Annotated in this window: 20 protein-coding genes; 18 read left to right on the forward strand and 2 right to left on the reverse strand. The window is 31.4% G+C overall.

Annotation, left to right across the window (positions count from 1 at the left end):
- Positions 1–23 precede the first annotated feature (23 nt).
- The 15 genes from kamE to sdaAA all read left to right on the forward strand — a co-directional run bounded on the left by kamE (position 24) and on the right by sdaAA (position 12,252).
- On the forward strand, positions 24–812 hold the full coding sequence (gene kamE, locus B5X47_RS09875) for a lysine 5,6-aminomutase subunit beta (RefSeq protein WP_079589993.1): 789 nt from the start codon (positions 24–26) through the stop codon (positions 810–812).
- A gap of 144 nt (positions 813–956) precedes the next feature.
- Positions 957–2,798, forward strand: a complete 1,842-nt coding sequence (locus tag B5X47_RS09880) for a TIGR03960 family B12-binding radical SAM protein (RefSeq protein ID WP_079589994.1) — start codon at positions 957–959, stop codon at positions 2,796–2,798.
- A complete protein-coding gene (locus B5X47_RS09885) occupies positions 2,798–3,487 on the forward strand; it encodes a TIGR03936 family radical SAM-associated protein (protein WP_159446456.1) in 690 nt (229 codons plus the stop codon). Before B5X47_RS09880 ends, B5X47_RS09885 begins: the two co-directional genes overlap by 1 nt.
- An 11-nt stretch (positions 3,488–3,498) precedes the next feature.
- Positions 3,499–4,872 carry a ribonuclease E/G gene (locus tag B5X47_RS09890; RefSeq protein WP_079589996.1) on the forward strand — a complete coding sequence of 458 codons (1,374 nt, stop codon included), beginning with the start codon at positions 3,499–3,501 and terminating at the stop codon, positions 4,870–4,872.
- Positions 4,873–5,000: 128 nt separating this feature from the next.
- On the forward strand, positions 5,001–5,309 hold the full coding sequence (gene rplU, locus B5X47_RS09895; RefSeq protein ID WP_013361587.1) for a 50S ribosomal protein L21: 309 nt from the start codon (positions 5,001–5,003) through the stop codon (positions 5,307–5,309).
- A 1-nt stretch (position 5,310) separates the two neighbouring features.
- Entirely contained in the window at positions 5,311–5,640 is a 330-nt protein-coding gene (locus B5X47_RS09900; protein WP_079589997.1) for a ribosomal-processing cysteine protease Prp, read from the forward strand.
- A gap of 3 nt (positions 5,641–5,643) precedes the next feature.
- Positions 5,644–5,931: a 50S ribosomal protein L27 gene (rpmA, locus tag B5X47_RS09905; protein WP_013361585.1), complete on the forward strand. Its 288-nt coding sequence runs from the start codon at positions 5,644–5,646 to the stop codon at positions 5,929–5,931.
- 130 nt (positions 5,932–6,061) lie between these two features.
- The gene (gene obgE / locus B5X47_RS09910) at positions 6,062–7,342 is read left to right on the forward strand and encodes a GTPase ObgE (protein ID WP_079589999.1); all 1,281 of its coding nucleotides are present in this window, start codon (positions 6,062–6,064) and stop codon (positions 7,340–7,342) included.
- Between the two features lie 8 nt (positions 7,343–7,350).
- Positions 7,351–7,644 carry a ribosome assembly RNA-binding protein YhbY gene (yhbY, locus tag B5X47_RS09915; protein ID WP_013361583.1) on the forward strand — a complete coding sequence of 98 codons (294 nt, stop codon included), beginning with the start codon at positions 7,351–7,353 and terminating at the stop codon, positions 7,642–7,644.
- A gap of 180 nt (positions 7,645–7,824) precedes the next feature.
- Positions 7,825–8,427 (forward strand): nicotinate-nucleotide adenylyltransferase, encoded by a 603-nt coding sequence (gene nadD / locus B5X47_RS09920; protein ID WP_013361582.1) that lies wholly within the window; start codon positions 7,825–7,827, stop codon positions 8,425–8,427.
- 3 nt (positions 8,428–8,430) lie between these two features.
- Positions 8,431–9,009: a bis(5'-nucleosyl)-tetraphosphatase (symmetrical) YqeK gene (yqeK, locus tag B5X47_RS09925; RefSeq protein ID WP_079590000.1), complete on the forward strand. Its 579-nt coding sequence runs from the start codon at positions 8,431–8,433 to the stop codon at positions 9,007–9,009.
- Positions 9,006–10,286 carry an LCP family protein gene (locus B5X47_RS09930; protein WP_079590001.1) on the forward strand — a complete coding sequence of 427 codons (1,281 nt, stop codon included), beginning with the start codon at positions 9,006–9,008 and terminating at the stop codon, positions 10,284–10,286. The genes yqeK and B5X47_RS09930 overlap by 4 nt, the downstream gene beginning before the upstream one ends.
- Before the next feature lie 12 nt (positions 10,287–10,298).
- A complete protein-coding gene (rsfS, locus tag B5X47_RS09935) occupies positions 10,299–10,646 on the forward strand; it encodes a ribosome silencing factor (RefSeq protein WP_079590002.1) in 348 nt (115 codons plus the stop codon).
- Positions 10,647–10,683: 37 nt separating this feature from the next.
- Positions 10,684–11,349: an L-serine ammonia-lyase, iron-sulfur-dependent subunit beta gene (sdaAB, locus tag B5X47_RS09940; RefSeq protein WP_079590003.1), complete on the forward strand. Its 666-nt coding sequence runs from the start codon at positions 10,684–10,686 to the stop codon at positions 11,347–11,349.
- A gap of 30 nt (positions 11,350–11,379) precedes the next feature.
- The gene (sdaAA, locus tag B5X47_RS09945; protein ID WP_079590004.1) at positions 11,380–12,252 is read left to right on the forward strand and encodes an L-serine ammonia-lyase, iron-sulfur-dependent, subunit alpha; all 873 of its coding nucleotides are present in this window, start codon (positions 11,380–11,382) and stop codon (positions 12,250–12,252) included.
- A 76-nt stretch (positions 12,253–12,328) separates the two neighbouring features.
- Here the strand turns inward: sdaAA and B5X47_RS09950 are convergent, their stop codons facing one another.
- Complete coding sequence (locus B5X47_RS09950) at positions 12,329–12,760, reverse strand: hypothetical protein (protein ID WP_079590005.1); 432 nt, start codon at positions 12,758–12,760, stop codon at positions 12,329–12,331.
- Between the two features lie 87 nt (positions 12,761–12,847).
- Positions 12,848–14,149 (reverse strand): D-alanyl-D-alanine carboxypeptidase family protein, encoded by a 1,302-nt coding sequence (locus B5X47_RS09955; protein WP_079590006.1) that lies wholly within the window; start codon positions 14,147–14,149, stop codon positions 12,848–12,850.
- A 147-nt stretch (positions 14,150–14,296) separates the two neighbouring features.
- On the opposite strand from B5X47_RS09955, the gene B5X47_RS09960 reads away from it, so the two are divergent.
- From B5X47_RS09960 to selD, 3 genes are all read left to right on the forward strand, one after another.
- Entirely contained in the window at positions 14,297–14,914 is a 618-nt protein-coding gene (locus B5X47_RS09960; RefSeq protein ID WP_079590007.1) for a helix-hairpin-helix domain-containing protein, read from the forward strand.
- Positions 14,915–15,082: 168 nt separating this feature from the next.
- Positions 15,083–15,595 carry a thiol peroxidase gene (tpx, locus tag B5X47_RS09965; RefSeq protein WP_079590008.1) on the forward strand — a complete coding sequence of 171 codons (513 nt, stop codon included), beginning with the start codon at positions 15,083–15,085 and terminating at the stop codon, positions 15,593–15,595.
- 97 nt (positions 15,596–15,692) lie between these two features.
- Complete coding sequence (gene selD / locus B5X47_RS09970; protein WP_079590009.1) at positions 15,693–16,736, forward strand: selenide, water dikinase SelD; 1,044 nt, start codon at positions 15,693–15,695, stop codon at positions 16,734–16,736.

Consider the following 16,736-nt stretch of genomic DNA (forward strand, 5'->3'; position numbering starts at 1 on the left):
TCATTGTATGGGAGGAAATTGAAATGAGCTCAGGTTTATATTCTATGGAAAAAAAGGAATTCGATAAGGTTTTGGATTTAGAAAGAGTTAAGCCTTATGGAGATACTATGAATGATGGAAAGGTGCAGATTAGCTTTACTTTACCATTAAAAAATAATGAACGTTCGGCAGAAGCGGCAAAGCAAGTTGCATTAAAGATGGGACTTGAGGAGCCAAGCGTAGTAATGCAACAGTCTTTAGATGAGGAGTTCACTTTCTTTGTGGTTTATGGAAATTTTGTTCAGTCTGTAAATTACAATGAAATCCATGTTGAAGCTGTAAACTCTGAAATACTATCTATGGAAGAAACAGATGAATATATAAAAGAAAACATAGGAAGAAAAATTGTTGTTGTAGGTGCAAGTACAGGAACAGATGCGCATACAGTAGGAATAGATGCGATAATGAATATGAAGGGCTACGCAGGACATTACGGGCTTGAAAGATATGAAATGATAGATGCATATAATCTAGGAAGCCAAGTTGCCAATGAAGACTTCATAAAGAAAGCAGTTGAACTTGAAGCCGATGTACTTTTGGTTTCACAAACAGTAACTCAAAAGAATGTACATATTCAAAATATGACACATTTAATTGAACTATTAGAAGCAGAAGGACTTAGAGACAGATTTGTACTTCTTTGCGGAGGGCCTAGAATAAATAATGAAATAGCAAAGGAATTGGGTTATGATGCAGGTTTTGGACCTGGAAGATTTGCTGATGATGTAGCTACTTTTGCAGTAAAGACCTTAAATGATAGAATTAATAGCTAACTCTTTAATATTAAGCCGATATATCTTTGGGTATATCGGTTTTTACTATCTTACTAGATATTTAGTCTATAGACAGTTTTTATAAAGTTAAGGTATAATGAAAAGCTGTAGTTAAATTATATTTCTTGAATTTAGGAGGGAAAAATGTCTATAAATTATAGAAGATTATTTGATAAGGTTGAAAAACCAGGAAGATATATAGGAAAAGAACTAAATAGTGTAATGAAAAACACTGATGATATAGATGTAAGGTATGTTTTTGCATTTCCGGATTTATATGAAATAGGGATGAGCCATTTAGGAATGCATATTCTTTATGGTGTATTAAATAACATAGATGGAGTTTGGTGTGAACGTGTATTTTCAGTAGCTACTGATATGGAAGAAAGGCTTAGAGCTAATAATTTACCTTTGTTTTCTTTAGAGTCAAGAACTCCACTTCATGAATTTGATTTCATAGGATTTACTCTTCAGTATGAGCTTTCGTATACAAATATACTAAATATTATGCAGCTAGGCAAAATTCCTCTTCGCTCTTCTGACAGAGACGAAAACCATCCAATCGTTATGATGGGGGGGCCATGCGCATATAATCCAGAACCTCTTGCTGATTTTGCTGACATGATTCTTCTTGGTGAAGGCGAAGAAATAATGCAAGAAATTATGGAGCTTTATAAAAAACATAAGAAGGCAAATTACTCTAAAAAAGAATTTCTTTTGGAAGCAGCTAAAAGTATAGAAGGGGTATATGTACCAGCATTTTATACTGTTTCATATAATGATGATAATACTATTAAAACTGTAAGCCCTTTACATGATGACATTCCGTCAAAAATAAAAAAGCGTATCATTAAGGATATGGACAGTGCATTTTATCCTGAAAATTTATTAGTACCAAATATTGAGATTGTACATGGAAGAATAATGCTTGAAATATTCAGAGGGTGTACAAGGGGATGTAGATTCTGTCAAGCAGGTATGATTTATAGACCTATTAGAGAGAAAAGTATAGAAAAGCTACTTGAACTTGCTGACAAAATATTTAAAGCTACAGGATATGAAGAAATGTCTTTATCATCACTTAGCAGTAGTGATTATTCTAAGTTAGGAGAACTTCTAGATGAATTGAATGAGAAGCATTCTTCAAATATGACTAGTATTTCATTGCCTTCACTAAGACTAGATAATTTTTCTGTGGAGATGGCTGAAAAGGTCCAAAAAGTAAAGAAATCTGGACTAACATTTGCACCTGAAGCTGGAACACAAAGGCTTAGGGATGTAATTAATAAAGGTGTAACCAATGAAGATTTGATGGAAACAGCTCATAAAGCATTTTCGAACGGGTGGAATAGGATAAAACTGTATTATATGATTGGACTTCCTACTGAAACCTATGAAGATTTAGATGGAATAATTAAAATGGGCTACGATACGCTTAATGTGCATAAAACTATAAATAATGGGAAAATTCATCCTAGAACTGCCATTACTATGAGCTCGGCTTGTTTTGTACCTAAACCTTTTACACCGTTTCAATGGATGGCTCAAGATGATATAGAAACGTTAAGAGATAAGCAAAGATATCTTAAAGATAAGTTTAGAACTTCAAAAAACATAAGCTTTAACTATCACGCACCATTAACTAGTAGCCTAGAAGGGGTGTTTGCAAGAGGAGATAGAAGACTTGGAGCTGTAATTGAAGCGGCATTTAATAAGGGCTGTAAATTTGACGGATGGGATGAATTTTTCAGCTATAATAAATGGACAGAAGCATTTGATGAATGTAATATAGACATGAATTTCTACTCTACAAGAAAAAGAGAATACGACGAAATATTGCCTTGGGATCACATCGATTGTGGTGTTTCAAAAGAGTTTCTAATAAGAGAAAATGAAAAGGCTTTAAAAGCTGAAACTAGCCATGACTGCAGAAATGGTTGTTTAGCATGTAATATTAATGTTGATATTGCAAGGGGGTTATGCTAATGCTAGTAAGAATAAAATACAGTAAGCTAGGAGATATTAGCTACATATCTCACCTAGATATAATAAAGCTGATGGAAAGAATCGTAAGAAGGACTGGCCTTAAATTATCATATAGTGAAGGTTTTAATCCTCATCCTAAAACTGCATTTTCTCCAGCGCTGCAGCTAGGAGTTCAAAGTCATTGTGAATATTTAGACATGGAATTTGACGAGGCTGTAGAAGAAGATTTACTTATTCAAAAATTAAACGAAAAAACAGTTGAAGGAATAAATTTTATTGAAGCTAAAATTTTAACTGATAAAGTAGATTCTTTAGTGGCATTTATAACTCATAGCAGGTATGAGATCGCAGTAGATGAGGAAGATGAAAACAAAATATTAAAAATTATATCTGCTATAAATAAAATAAACAATACAAATGAGATGCTTCTAACTAAAAAGACAAAAAAAGGAAACATAAAAGAATACAATGTAAAAGAATATATTGGAACTATTGATTTTGAAAGAAAATCTGATGGTCTTAGTATCTTTGTTGATATTTGCAGTGGCTCAGTTAAAAGCATTAATCCTAAAAAAATTATCGAGCTAGTTGAATCTTTAGAAGATTTAAGTGGAATTGAATATGATTTAATTAAGCTTGAAACATACCATATAGATGAAGACACTGGAAAAAAATCTAATATTATGTAGAGGATATTTTAATGGATTTTATTATAGAAAAAGGAAAAGCATTTGATAAGTTAGCATGCATATCAGATGAAAAGCTTATAAGAGTAGATTTTGTATCTTCATCAGACTCCATTACAGAGGGAAATATATACAGATCAACTGTAAAAAAAATAAACCAGAATTTAAATTCAGCTATTGTTGATTTAGGTATATGTGAAGGATACTTGCAGGACAATTATTCTCTAGTGGGTTTGAAAAAAGGAGACGAGCTACTGCTTCAAGTAAAACGACCTGGAATAAAAAATAAAATGCCTAAATTAACGAGAGAGCTAAGCTTGATGGGAAGATATTGCGTCATGTTTCCTTATGGAAAGGATATCAATTTTTCAAATAGGATAGAGGATGATAGCTGGAAGCTCGAGCTTAAAGCTTATCTCAAGCAGAGCATAGGAACTTCTGTAGGCATAGTGATAAGAACCTTAGCCTATAATGTAAGCGAAAATGAAATCAAAAGTGATATTGATAAGTTATTCGATATTTGGAATGGAATTGAGAAACAATCCAAGCTAGGATTAAATAATAAACTTATATACACTCAGTATGATCCTATAGAGCAATTCATTTTTAAGTCAAACCCTGAAAGTATTGATAAATTAATATGTAACGATAAACAGCTTTTAAAGCATATTGAAAATTCGCTAAAATCCAAAATTCAGATAATTACTCCAACTTTTATCGATACGGAGTTTTTATTTGATTACTTGAAGCTCACCTCTCAGATTAGAAACTTGTTTCAAAAGAAAGTTGAAGTTAATAATAATATATCTCTATTTGTAGAGAGTACGGAAGCATGCCATATAATAGATGTAAATAGTGGTAATGCTAACTATAAGCTCGGATTTGAGAAAAATGCCCTCGAAATAAATTTGATTGCTGCTGACGAGGCAGTAAGACAAATACTACTAAGAGATTTATCGGGAATTATTTTAATTGATTTCATGGATATGAAAGAGAACCAAAACAAAATTAAACTAATTAATAAGGTAACAGAGCTTTTAAAAAAAGATGGGAAAAAATCATCAGTAACTTCAATAACAGAGCTTGGGATTATGCAGATTATTAGAAAAAGAGATAAAGAAAATATCTATGAGAGATATACTAAATCTTGTCCATTATGTGATGGACTCGGAAAGGTTTTAACCGATGAACTATATTTTAACCAGTTGTTTATAGAGCTTAGCAACGCTACTAAGCACACAAATCAAAAGCAATTTAAGATTAAGATACCATATATATTAAATGAAACGACAAAACAATATTTAAATGATATAGAAAACGAGCTTAACATAACTATTGAGGCTGAATTTATAGACGTAAAAAAATTGACTTTAAAGGCTCACTTTTAGGTTAATTTTCGTTGACAGCTCTATGGTCTTATGATATCATAAATATTTGTAAGAAGCCGCTCATTTGAGGTATTAATTTTCAATTATGAAAAACCTTACGTGGCGAGACTGGAAATAGGAGGTGCTGTATGTACGCAATCGTTGAGACTGGTGGAAAACAATATATGGTTAAAGAGGGAGATACTCTTTTCGTAGAGAAGCTAAACGCTGCTGAAGGAGATGTTGTAACTCTAGACAAAATTGTTGCTGTTTCTAAAGATGGTCAAATGATGACTGGCTCTGATGCTGCTGCTTATAAAGTGAATGCTAAGGTTTTAGCTCAAGGTAAAGCTAAGAAAATAATTGTATTCAAATATAAAGCTAAAAAAGACTACAGACGTAAGCAAGGTCATAGACAACCATATACTAAAATTACTATTGAATCTATAAACGCTTAATATGGTGAAAGTAGTATTAAAGTTTAAAAAAAATGATATTAATAGTGTTGAAATTAGCGGACATGCTAACTCTTCAGAATATGGACAAGATATAGTTTGCGCATCAATATCTGGAATAACTCAAACGATTCTACTTGGGTTAATAGATATACTTGATGGAAACATTGAGTATAAAATTGAAAGCGGATACTTATATTTTAAACTTCCAGATGATTTAGAGCCTAGTATGATTGAGAAAGTTCAAGTTTTAACTAATACGCTAAGATTAGGGCTAGATAATATTAAGGAAAACTATTCGGATTATATATATATAAGAAAAGAGGAGGTGTAATTCATGTTTAAAATGGATCTCCAGTTATTTGCAAGTAAAAAAGGGGTAGGTTCTTCTAAAAACGGTCGTGATTCTGTATCTAAAAGACTTGGTGTTAAAAGATATGACGGTCAAGAAGTATCTGCTGGTTCTATACTTGTAAGACAAAGAGGAACTAAAGTACATCCTGGAAACAATGTTGGAAAGGGTGGAGATGATACACTTTTCGCTCTAGTTGACGGAGTTGTAAAGTTTGAAAGAAAAGATAAGAAGAGAAAGCAAGTCAGCATATATCCTGCTGTAGCAGAATAAGAAACCAACTAATTTAAGTGATTTTAAATTGCTTACTTGGTTAGGGAACCTTGTTGTATACACATAAGATACTTATAGGAGTGCTTTTAAGCACTCCTAATTTTGTATATAGAAGAAAAAAGGTGAGAAAATGTTTGTAGATAAAGCAAAGTTATATATAAAAGCTGGAAATGGTGGAAACGGCGCTGTTGCTTTTAGAAGAGAAATCTATGTACCAGCAGGTGGACCAGCAGGTGGAGATGGCGGTAAAGGTGGAAATGTAATAATTATTGCAGATTCAAATTTACGTACTCTAATGGATTACAGATATAAAAGTAAATATGTCGCTGAACCAGGAGAAGACGGAAAAGGCTCTAATATGTTTGGAAAACATGGAGAAGATTTATATCTAAGAGTTCCAGTTGGAACAATTATTAAAGATGAAGAAACTGGTCTTATTATGGCGGATTTGAAAAATGATGGAGATGAGTTTGTTGCGGCAAAAGGTGGATATGGCGGAAAAGGCAACACTCACTTTAAAACGTCAGTAAGACAGGCTCCAGGATTTGCAAAAGCAGGCAAGGATGGAGAGGAAAAGAACATTATATTAGAGCTTAGACTTATAGCTGATGTAGGGTTAATTGGTTTTCCTAATGTTGGTAAATCAACATTCCTTTCAATAATATCTAAAGCTAAACCTAAAATAGCCAACTATCATTTTACAACTCTTACACCAAATTTAGGAGTGACAAAATTAAAAAATGGCGATAGTTTTGTGGTTGCAGATATACCTGGAATCATAGAAGGTGCAAACGAAGGGATAGGCTTAGGACATGACTTTTTAAGACATATTGAAAGAACTAAAGTTCTAGTTCATATTGTTGATATATCAGGAATTGAAGGAAGAGATCCTTTAGATGATTTTGAAAAAATCAATACAGAATTAAAAAAATATAATGAAAAATTATCATCTAGACCTCAAATAGTTGTCGCTAATAAGATGGATATTTTAGATGATATTGACATATATAATAATTTTAAGTCAGAATTAGAAAATAGAGGTTACAAGGTTTACAGCATGTCTGCTGCTACTCTAAGCGGAGTAGATGAAATTTTAAATACTATTTCTCAGATGCTAAAAGATGCAGAGGAAGTAGACTTATTTGATGAAGAAGATATTTACGATGAAACAAAGGTTATCTCTCAGAATATTGATGAAATTAAAGTCTATAAAGAAAATGACATTTTTATAGTAGAAGGTAATAGACTTGAAAAACTATTATATTCAGTAGATTTTGAAGACATGGAGTCTATAAGATATTTCCAAAGTATCATGGAAAAAACTGGAGTATTTGATAAGCTTCGTTCTATCGGAGTTCAGGATGGAGATACGGTAAGAATTTATGATTTAGAGTTTGAATATTATGAGTAGGTGATGAAATGCTAAAAGGAAAACAAAGAGCGTATTTAAAATCTTTGGCAAATAACTTAGAAGTAATGTCTCATATTGGAAAAGAAGGCATTACAGATTCTGTCAAGGCTTCTATAGAGGAAGCGCTTGAAAAAAGAGAAATACTAAAAATAAGAATATTAGAAAATTCTGGACTGGATACAAAAGATACAGCCAATACATTAGCACAAGAAATTAATGCTGAGTTTGTACAAGCTATAGGTTTTACATTTACACTCTATAAGAAGTCAAAAAACAATCCTAAAATCAAGTTGCCTAAATAAACTGTAAAGTTTTCGTTAAGAAAAATATATTTGACTTCATTTAAACTACCCGTAAGGGTAGTTTTTATTCTAGCTTGCATTAGAATTCCTTATTCTAGGAGTAAAGGTTGGTAAAATAAGATAATTAATGTATAATATATAAGTTAGTATAGATTATATTGATGAAACAGGAGCAATCAGATGAAAAATAAAAAAATAGGTATTATGGGTGGAACCTTTGATCCTATTCATAATGGACATTTATTTATAGCTGAACAAGTTAGAATTAAGTACAATTTGGATAAAGTATTATTCATCCCTTCTGGACAACCACCACACAAAGATGGGCTAAATGTCTCAGAAGCAATTCATAGATATAATATGGTTAATCTAGCTATAGCGAGCAATGATTATTTTTTTTCATCATTAATAGAAATAGATAGAAAAGGCAATACTTATACCATAGATACATTAAAACAACTTAAAACTGTTTACTTAGATAGCGAGATATATTTTATAGTAGGTTATGATACTATTGAAACCATCCATACGTGGAAAGATTATGAACTGCTCCCTGAATATACAAGATTTGTAGTTGTATCAAGAACTACACAAAGTGCTGGAAATTTAATCAATTTGACTGAAGATTTTCTCGATAAAGTAGATTTTTTTGAAACTCCTGTTATTGATATCTCATCTACTGAAATAAGACAAAATATATACAATAATAAAAGTATAACTTACATGGTGGACAATCAAGTAGAGAGATATATTTATAAGCATAATCTTTATAGAGCTAGGTGATATATGGAAGATATAATGATAGAGCTAAAAAAGAATGTAAGCGAAAAAAGGTACATACATATATTAGGAGTAATCGATTCTGCAGATGAGTTAGCTGAAAAATTTTCAGTTTCAAAAGAAAGAGCAAGGCTAGCAGCAATATTTCACGATTATGCTAAAGGGATGAGCAAGAAGAATATGCTTGAATTTTCTAAAGCTAATAAATTAGACTTTGATGATATTGAGTATGGCAATAAAGAGCTAATGCATGGTAAAATTGCAAGACATATAGCTCAAAACAATTACAATGTTAATGATAATGATGTGTTAAATGCAATTGAGTTCCATACTACAGGAAGAAAAAAAATGAGCGAGCTTGAAAAATTAATTTGTTTGGCAGACTATATCGAAAAAAATAGAGACTATCCTGGTGTAGATAAAATAAGAAACTTAGTAGATATAGATTATAATTTAGCTTTATATACTGCCTTTAATGGAACAATTATACATCTAATTGAAGAAAATAAAATTGTTCATACTAGGACAGTTGAAGCAAGAAATTATCTTTTAAGTATTCTAAATGAGAAAGGAGTCTGTGTGTGAAACATTTTCTAAAGATTTTTATAAGCTTTTTTATGATATTTACCTTAGTATTTGGAGCTGGATTTTACTTCTATTTCGAAAAAGATGAAGTTGATAAAACTATAGAAGCTGCAGTTAAAACTGAAGAATTGGATACAAAAGTAAAAAAGGAAAGAGTAAATATTCTTATGCTGGGAATTGATGCTCTTAACGGTAAGTATGAAGCGAATACTTCAAGAACAGATACTATGATGCTACTAAGTATTGACCCGAAGACTAGCACAGCGTTTATTTTATCGATTCCGCGAGACAGCAGGGTTAAGATTAGAGGAAGACAGGGTATGGATAAAATAAATCACGCTCATGCTTATGGAGGCGTGGATTTAGCTTTAAAAACAACAAAGGATTTGCTTCAGATTCCGATTCATCACTATGTTAGAGTGGACTACCAAGCCTTATTTAAAACGATAGATGATATAGGGGGAGTTGAGATTGATGTTCCTATGAATATGAAATATTCTGACCCTTATGCCACACCACCACTTAAAATAGATTTAAAAAAGGGAAGACAAATATTAGATGGACAAAAATCTATGGAGTATTTACGTTTTAGAAAAGGATATGCGAACCAAGATTTAGGAAGAATTAATGCTCAGCAAGAGTTCATACAAGCCGTACTAGAAAAAGTTATGTCACCTGCATCGATAATTAGAGTCCCTCAGTACATAGAAACTTTGTTTATGTATGTAGATACTGATATGAGTAAAAAAGATATGCTTGATTTAGCGAAAGAAGGTTTGAAAATAAAACCTGCTGAGATTCAAAAATCTGTTGTGCCAGGTGATGCGGCTACAATTAATGGAATTTCTTACTATAAAATAGATGAAGAAACTTTAAAAAGTGATTTGGAATTTCTAATGTCAGGAAATTATCCAGAAATTCTAGATGAAAATAGTACTGAAGAAAACAATTCTGATTCAAGTACGAATTCAAATCAAGCACCAGAAACACCTGTTGTTAATGAAAAAGATGCTCAGATTATTATTTTAAACGGATCTGGTAAAAATGGAGTTGCTACACGTGCATCTGATCTTTTAAAGATTGAAGATTTTACTATAACAAAAACTGGAAACGCTGATAAATTTTCATATGATGAAACTATAATTTATTATAAGGACAATAAAAAATTAGCTAATTCAGTCAAAAATATTTTAGGCAAAGGGAAAATAGTACAGCAAGCTGAAAAATATCAAAATATAGAGCCAGATGTATTGATTGTAATTGGAAAAGATTTTTAGAGGAGGAATTAAATGAATATTGAGGAAAGCATAAAATTAGTTTACAAGGCAATTGATGATAAGCAAGGTGAAGATATAAAAATATTAAAAATTGGTAATATTTCATCGCTTGCAGATTATTTCATTATTACAAGTGCATCAAATGAAAGACAAGTTAAATCAATAACAGATAATATTGAGAAGGAACTTGAAGAGCATGGGATTTTCGTAAGAGCTAAAGAAGGAACTTCTAGCTCGAACTGGATACTTTTAGATTATGGAGATTACATTATACACGTATTTAAAACAGAAGATAGACAGTTTTATAATTTGGAAAGACTATGGAAAGATGCACAAGAAATTACAGTAGAAGCTATATAGTCGAATAATTAATTAAAATATATTTCAGAGGTGTTTTATGAAAAAAATAAGTGTATTTGATATTATTGGACCTATTATGATAGGACCATCTAGCTCCCATACAGCTGGAGCATTGAGAATTTCTCTAATTGCCTATAAGATATTTAAAGGAACAATTAAAGAAGTGAAGTTTACTCTTTATGGTTCATTTGCAAAGACTTATAAAGGTCATGGTACTGATAGAGCCTTACTAGGTGGAATAATGGGTTTTGATACTGACGATGACAGAATTAGAAATTCATTTGAGATAGCGGATAATAATAATTTGAAATATTCCTTCGTTGAAGGAGAAACTACACCTGAGATGCATCCAAATACAGTTAGAATTGATATTCTAGGTGAGGATTCTTCTATGAGTTTGGTTGGAGAATCAATTGGAGGAGGTAGTGTATTAGTAAGACAGATAAATGGTATAGATGTTAAGTTTACTGGAGAATATACTACTATAATGGTTCAACAAATTGATAAGCCAGGAGTAGTTGCTCATATAACAAAAGTTTTAAGTGAAAATAATATTAACATTGCTTTTATGAGCTTGTTCAGAGAATCTTTGGGAGAAAAAGCTTTTACTATGCTCGAACTAGATGAAAAGGTGTCTGAAGATATATTGCTTAAATTGAAGGAACATGAGTATATAATTGATACTTTTTTAATTTCTATATAATTAAGGATTTTTTTACAGAGGAGAGATTGTATGAAATTTAATAATGGAAAAGAATTATTGGATTTATGTAGCAAAAAAAATCTGATGATTTCTGATATTATGATTAAGCTTGAAATGAATAACTATAATAAAACAGAAGATGAAGTCTTTGCTCAAATGCATAAGTCATTTATTATTATGAAGAATGCAGTTCACAAATCTTTAACAGAAGATATAAAATCTATGGGTGGATTAATAGGTGGAGAAGCAAAAAAACTTATTAAGCAAATTGAAAACAATAAAAATATTAGCGGACTAACAACGTCAAAAGCTATGGCATACGCAATGGGAGTTTTAGAAGTAAATGCTTCGATGGGGCTTATAGTAGCAGCTCCAACAGCTGGTTCATGTGGTATTATACCTGGAGTTTTAACTGCAATTCAAGAAGCTCATGGTTTTACTGATGAGCAGATGACAAAAGCTCTATTTACAGCTGCTGGAATAGGGATGGTTGTAACGATGAATGCAACTGTTGCTGGGGCCGAAGGAGGTTGCCAAGCTGAAACAGGAAGTGCTGCAGCGATGGCATCTGCCGCAGTTTGTGAACTTATGGGTGGTACACCAAAGCAGTGTCTAGATGCTGCAGCAATATGTATCAAGAATATTATGGGATTAATATGCGACCCAATTGCAGGCTTAGTTGAAGCACCTTGCCAGAAAAGAAATGCTATTGGAGCTACAAATTCTCTTATTAGTGCGGAGATGACTTTAGCAGGTATCGATAGTATAATTCCTTTTGATGAGGTTGTAGAATCTATGTATAAAGTAGGAAGAAGCATGCCTGTAGAACTTAGAGAAACTGCTCTTGGAGGAGTTGCTGCAACAGCTACGGGTTGTACCTTATGTTCAAAAATATTTAATTAAAAAATTTATTCACCTTTATAATTAATAGGGAAAAAAATAAAAACACTTCGAATTTGAAGTGTTTTTATTTTTAAAATTATAAACTTACTTTTTCATAGTTATGAGAATATTTTTGAACTTTTTCTAAAACATCTTGGTCATAAATGCTAGCTGAAATGATAATTTCAAACTCATGCTTATCTGATAATTTATCAATACCGTCAATAAACGATATTAAATCAGCAGACAAAGGATTAATTATCTTATCAAGGCCATCGATAAAGATTTTTTCAATATCGTAATTTTCGCTGACCAAACCGCAAATAAAGCCATAAATTGAAGAAAAAGTATCAAGATTAAAATCTTGAGTGGAGATAAATCGAATATCTCGATGAAGTTGATGCATATGTTTACTGCTTGATTCAATATAAACTAATTCGCCTTTTACTAACTCAACCGATTCATTTGCCATTTGAATCATTGCTTTTGTTTTACCACTACCAGCCTCACCGATTAATAATTTTACCATTGGAATTACCTCCTTGTAAAATTGGTTAAATTTTTTAAATATTGTGCTTATATATATTAAACCAAAAAAACGCAGAAATTAAAAGCCTTAATATAGTTTACGATAAGATTTTCTTTTTAATCTTTTTTTTCTCTTGCAATAAACATAATATCTAAATCCAATAAATAGAACAAATAAGCTGGATAATGAATAACCTAAATATTTTAGTATACTTGAAGAATTATATGTAAATATCTGTTTAATAAAGTTGAGATTAAATATAGACTCGACATTGTTAAGGGCAAAAAGAGTAAGTTCATTTGTAGATTTATCATTGCTAATAACTAGTTTTCCAACAATATCCCCCTTGGAAATAGGTAGTTTTAAATCATTTAACATAATTTTAGTGTTATATACTGGTAAACTAGATTTAAGATAAGGAACCACAAAATCTTCTTTAGTACCATATTCCAAGCTTCCTTGAGATGAGTAGTTTATAGGCTGACTCCCAAGCACAGTATCCTTTTTTATAAGAGTTTTTTTCTCAAAATTATCAAAGCCATAATCAAGTAAAAGTCTTGAATCCCTGTAAACATCATATCCAGAAGCTTTAAACACTACAGAAATTACTCTTATATTATTTTTCTTCCCACTTGAAACTAAACAATTGCCTGCTTCTCCTGTATAGCCGGTTTTAATACCGTCAACAACCTCGTATTTTATTGGTATGTATTCGTTATTATAAATAATTTTACTCGTAGACCATAAAAACCTGTTTGTATTTCTAAAATATCTTTTTTCTGGGGTTTGAGGCGTTTCATCAAGAGTTACATTTACTTGTGACACAAGCTCTCTAAAAGTAGCATTTTTCATAGCTTCTCTAGCTATTAAAGCCATATCATGTGCGCTTATTGTATGGCTTGGGTCATGAAGACCATTAGGATTTGCAAAGCTTGTATTAGTACAGCCTATATCTTTTGCCCTTTGGTTCATTAAAGTTGCAAAGCTTTGAATATCACCTGATATAGTTCTAGCTAAAAGTACTGCAGCATCATTTGCTGATTTAACTAATAAACCATCTAAGAGTTCCCTAACAGTGAATACTTCACCAGGGAGCAGATACATAGCACTTCCATCTGCTGGACCCATATCTTCAGGGACTGTAATTTTATCTTCTAAATTTAAATGCTCAAGAGCTAAGAGTGCTGTCATTATTTTTGTAGTTGATGCTGGATACATTGGAGCATTAGCATTTTTTTCGTAGAGAATTTCTCCACTATCTATCTCAATTAATATTGCTGCTTCAGCTGATATATCAGGCTCAATGGGAGATGCGAAGCTAGAGCTAATAAATAAATTGAAAAATAATATAGTAATAATTCCATAAACAAAGCATAATTTAGTTTTCATTAAATACCTCCAATAACAATTACTAGAATTTAGTATAACATACTATGATAATTTGATTCTAGAACTAGAGAAAAAAATTAAAAAATAAAGGAGTTTTTGATTTTATGAAGAAATGTTTAACTTAAGAATATTAAAAGGGAGATTATTATGAAGAATAAAAATAAATATCTTTTAATAACTATTATTTTAGTATTTACTTTACTTACAGTTATGGTTATAAACCTTAATGCAAATAGCAAGGAATACATCATTGGAGATACTGATAGCTCTACAATTCAAGATGAATCTATAGCTGATGATGCTGAAAAAGAAAATTATGAGCAAGAGGAAAACAGCAAGGTAACTGTTTTTGTAAGTGGAGAAGTTTTAAATCAAAGAGTTGTTGAACTAGAAAAAGGTAAAAGATTAATTGATGCAGTAGAAATATGTGGAGGCCTTACGGAAAAAGCTGACTTAAATGCTGTAAACCTAGCTCTAGTATTAGAAGAAGAAGGACACTATATAATTCCTGCAATAGGAGATACGAATGTAGTTAATGCCACAAATTTAAACCAGATGAATTCATCGTCTAACCTTGTAAATATAAATTCTGCAGATATTGAGCTATTAAAAACACTTCCCGGTGTTGGAGACGTCCTGGGACAGAGAATATTGGATAAAAGAGAAGAGCTAGGCAAATTTACTTCAATTGATCAGCTTAATGATGTATCTGGAATCGGAGATAAAAAATTTTCTGATATTAAAGATAAGGTAACAATAGATTAGTAGCTTTTTTAATCTTAAATATAAACTAGAACTTCAATTCTTATTATAAATTTTTACTTTAGTTAATCTATGTAACTTTTATAAGTTTAATATTAATTATTTGGGTATATAAGATTTAGTGTGATAATTTAAGTATTTAATCATATAAACAAAGAAGGGAAGATTATAATGAATAAAAGACAAAATATAGTAACAATGAAAGGCAATCCTATTACTTTACTGGGAAACGAAATAAAAGTGGGAGATAATGCTCCAGATTTTACAGTAGTAGACAATGATTTAAATCCATTTGTTTTTAGTAGTGAGCCAGCTAGTGTAAAAATAATTAGTGTAGTACCATCTCTAGATACTTCAGTATGCGAATTTCAAACTACTCATTTTAATGAAACAGCTTCAGCATTAGGAGATGTAAAAATAATAACTATAAGTGTCGATTTACCATTTGCTCAGAAAAGATTCTGCGTAGGAAAAGGCATAGATAAAGTCAAAGTGTATTCAGATTATAAGGATTTATCATTTGGTTTAAATTACGGGTTTGTTATTGAAGAGCTGAGACTATTAGCAAGAGGGATAGTAGTTATAGATAAAAATAATAAAGTAACATATGTGGAATATGTAAAAGAAGCAACTGACCATCCAAATTATGATAAAGCAATTGAAGAAGCTAGAAAATTAATATAAAATCCAGACACCCCATTTATGGGGTGTTATTTTATATGGAGTTTATGATATATTATAAACGTATAAGTTTGAATATTGTTAAGAAAGTGAGAGAACAATGAAAAGTGTAAAATTAACTCAATTAACAAAATCAGCTGGCTGAGCAGCTAAAATAGGGCCAAAGGATTTGGCAAAAGCATTAGAAAAAATTCCACAAAAATACCATGAAAATTTAATCGTAGGCTATGAGCATTCTGATGATGCAGCTGTTTATAAAATAGATAATGACAAGGCATTAATACAAACTCTGGACTTCTTTACACCTGTAGTTGATGATCCATATCTTTTTGGGAGTATAGCTGCAGCAAATTCATTATCAGATATTTATGCTATGGGAGGCAAACCAATCTTAGCTATGAACATTGTTTGCTTCCCAAACTGCTTAGATATGGAGATTCTAGGTGAAATCTTAAGAGGTGGATATGAGAAGGTAGCGGAATCTGGAGCTATTTTAGTGGGAGGTCATTCTGTTGAAGATGATGAACCGAAATATGGTCTTTCTGTTACAGGAATGACAAATCCTAAAAATGTACTTACGAATGCTGGAGCAAAAGAGGGAGACCTACTAGTTTTAACTAAACCTTTAGGAAGTGGTATACTAAATACGGCTATTAAAGGAGATATTATAGAAAAATCTCATTATGAAGAAGTAGTTAAAATAATGAGTCACTTAAATATGTATGCAGCTATACCTTTTGAGAAGCTAAAAGTGCATGCTGTAACAGATATAACAGGATTTGGGCTTATAGGACATATTGTGGAAATGGCTAAAGGTTCAAACACCACTATTGTTATTGAAACAAAAACTATTCCAGTCATTGATGGTGCCTTTGATTATGCGAAAATGGGAATTATTCCAGCTGGAATGTACAACAATAGAGAATACTTTGAGCATGAGGTTATATATCAAAATGATAAATTCAAGTCATCTATTCTATGTGACATTTTATATGATCCTCAGACATCAGGAGGACTTTTGGTAAGCTTGCCGGAGAGTGAAGCTATAGAGTATATGAAAATTTTAAATTCAACTCAAGCAATAAAATGCGAACTAATAGGTAGAGTAACAAGTAAGAAAGATAAATATATAGTACTGGAGTAG

It is taken from the genome of Acetoanaerobium noterae (assembly GCF_900168025.1).
Classification (GTDB): Bacteria; Bacillota; Clostridia; order Peptostreptococcales; family Filifactoraceae; genus Acetoanaerobium; species Acetoanaerobium noterae.

What these genes read in the sequence shown, in the direction of transcription:
- rplU (WP_013361587.1), top strand. Translation starts at nt 5,001, where the DNA reads ATGTACGCAATCGTTGAGACTGGTGGAAAACAATATATGGTTAAAGAG.
- nadD (WP_013361582.1), top strand. Translation starts at nt 7,825, where the DNA reads ATGAAAAATAAAAAAATAGGTATTATGGGTGGAACCTTTGATCCTATT.
- yqeK (WP_079590000.1), top strand. Translation starts at nt 8,431, where the DNA reads ATGGAAGATATAATGATAGAGCTAAAAAAGAATGTAAGCGAAAAAAGG.
- yhbY (WP_013361583.1), top strand. Translation starts at nt 7,351, where the DNA reads ATGCTAAAAGGAAAACAAAGAGCGTATTTAAAATCTTTGGCAAATAAC.
- B5X47_RS09900 (WP_079589997.1), top strand. Translation starts at nt 5,311, where the DNA reads ATGGTGAAAGTAGTATTAAAGTTTAAAAAAAATGATATTAATAGTGTT.
- obgE (WP_079589999.1), top strand. Translation starts at nt 6,062, where the DNA reads ATGTTTGTAGATAAAGCAAAGTTATATATAAAAGCTGGAAATGGTGGA.
- sdaAB (WP_079590003.1), top strand. Translation starts at nt 10,684, where the DNA reads ATGAAAAAAATAAGTGTATTTGATATTATTGGACCTATTATGATAGGA.
- rpmA (WP_013361585.1), top strand. Translation starts at nt 5,644, where the DNA reads ATGTTTAAAATGGATCTCCAGTTATTTGCAAGTAAAAAAGGGGTAGGT.
- B5X47_RS09885 (WP_159446456.1), top strand. Translation starts at nt 2,798, where the DNA reads ATGCTAGTAAGAATAAAATACAGTAAGCTAGGAGATATTAGCTACATA.
- B5X47_RS09960 (WP_079590007.1), top strand. Translation starts at nt 14,297, where the DNA reads ATGAAGAATAAAAATAAATATCTTTTAATAACTATTATTTTAGTATTT.
- B5X47_RS09880 (WP_079589994.1), top strand. Translation starts at nt 957, where the DNA reads ATGTCTATAAATTATAGAAGATTATTTGATAAGGTTGAAAAACCAGGA.
- sdaAA (WP_079590004.1), top strand. Translation starts at nt 11,380, where the DNA reads ATGAAATTTAATAATGGAAAAGAATTATTGGATTTATGTAGCAAAAAA.
- B5X47_RS09890 (WP_079589996.1), top strand. Translation starts at nt 3,499, where the DNA reads ATGGATTTTATTATAGAAAAAGGAAAAGCATTTGATAAGTTAGCATGC.
- B5X47_RS09955 (WP_079590006.1), bottom strand. Translation starts at nt 14,149, where the DNA reads ATGAAAACTAAATTATGCTTTGTTTATGGAATTATTACTATATTATTT.
- B5X47_RS09950 (WP_079590005.1), bottom strand. Translation starts at nt 12,760, where the DNA reads ATGGTAAAATTATTAATCGGTGAGGCTGGTAGTGGTAAAACAAAAGCA.
- tpx (WP_079590008.1), top strand. Translation starts at nt 15,083, where the DNA reads ATGAATAAAAGACAAAATATAGTAACAATGAAAGGCAATCCTATTACT.
- rsfS (WP_079590002.1), top strand. Translation starts at nt 10,299, where the DNA reads ATGAATATTGAGGAAAGCATAAAATTAGTTTACAAGGCAATTGATGAT.
- kamE (WP_079589993.1), top strand. Translation starts at nt 24, where the DNA reads ATGAGCTCAGGTTTATATTCTATGGAAAAAAAGGAATTCGATAAGGTT.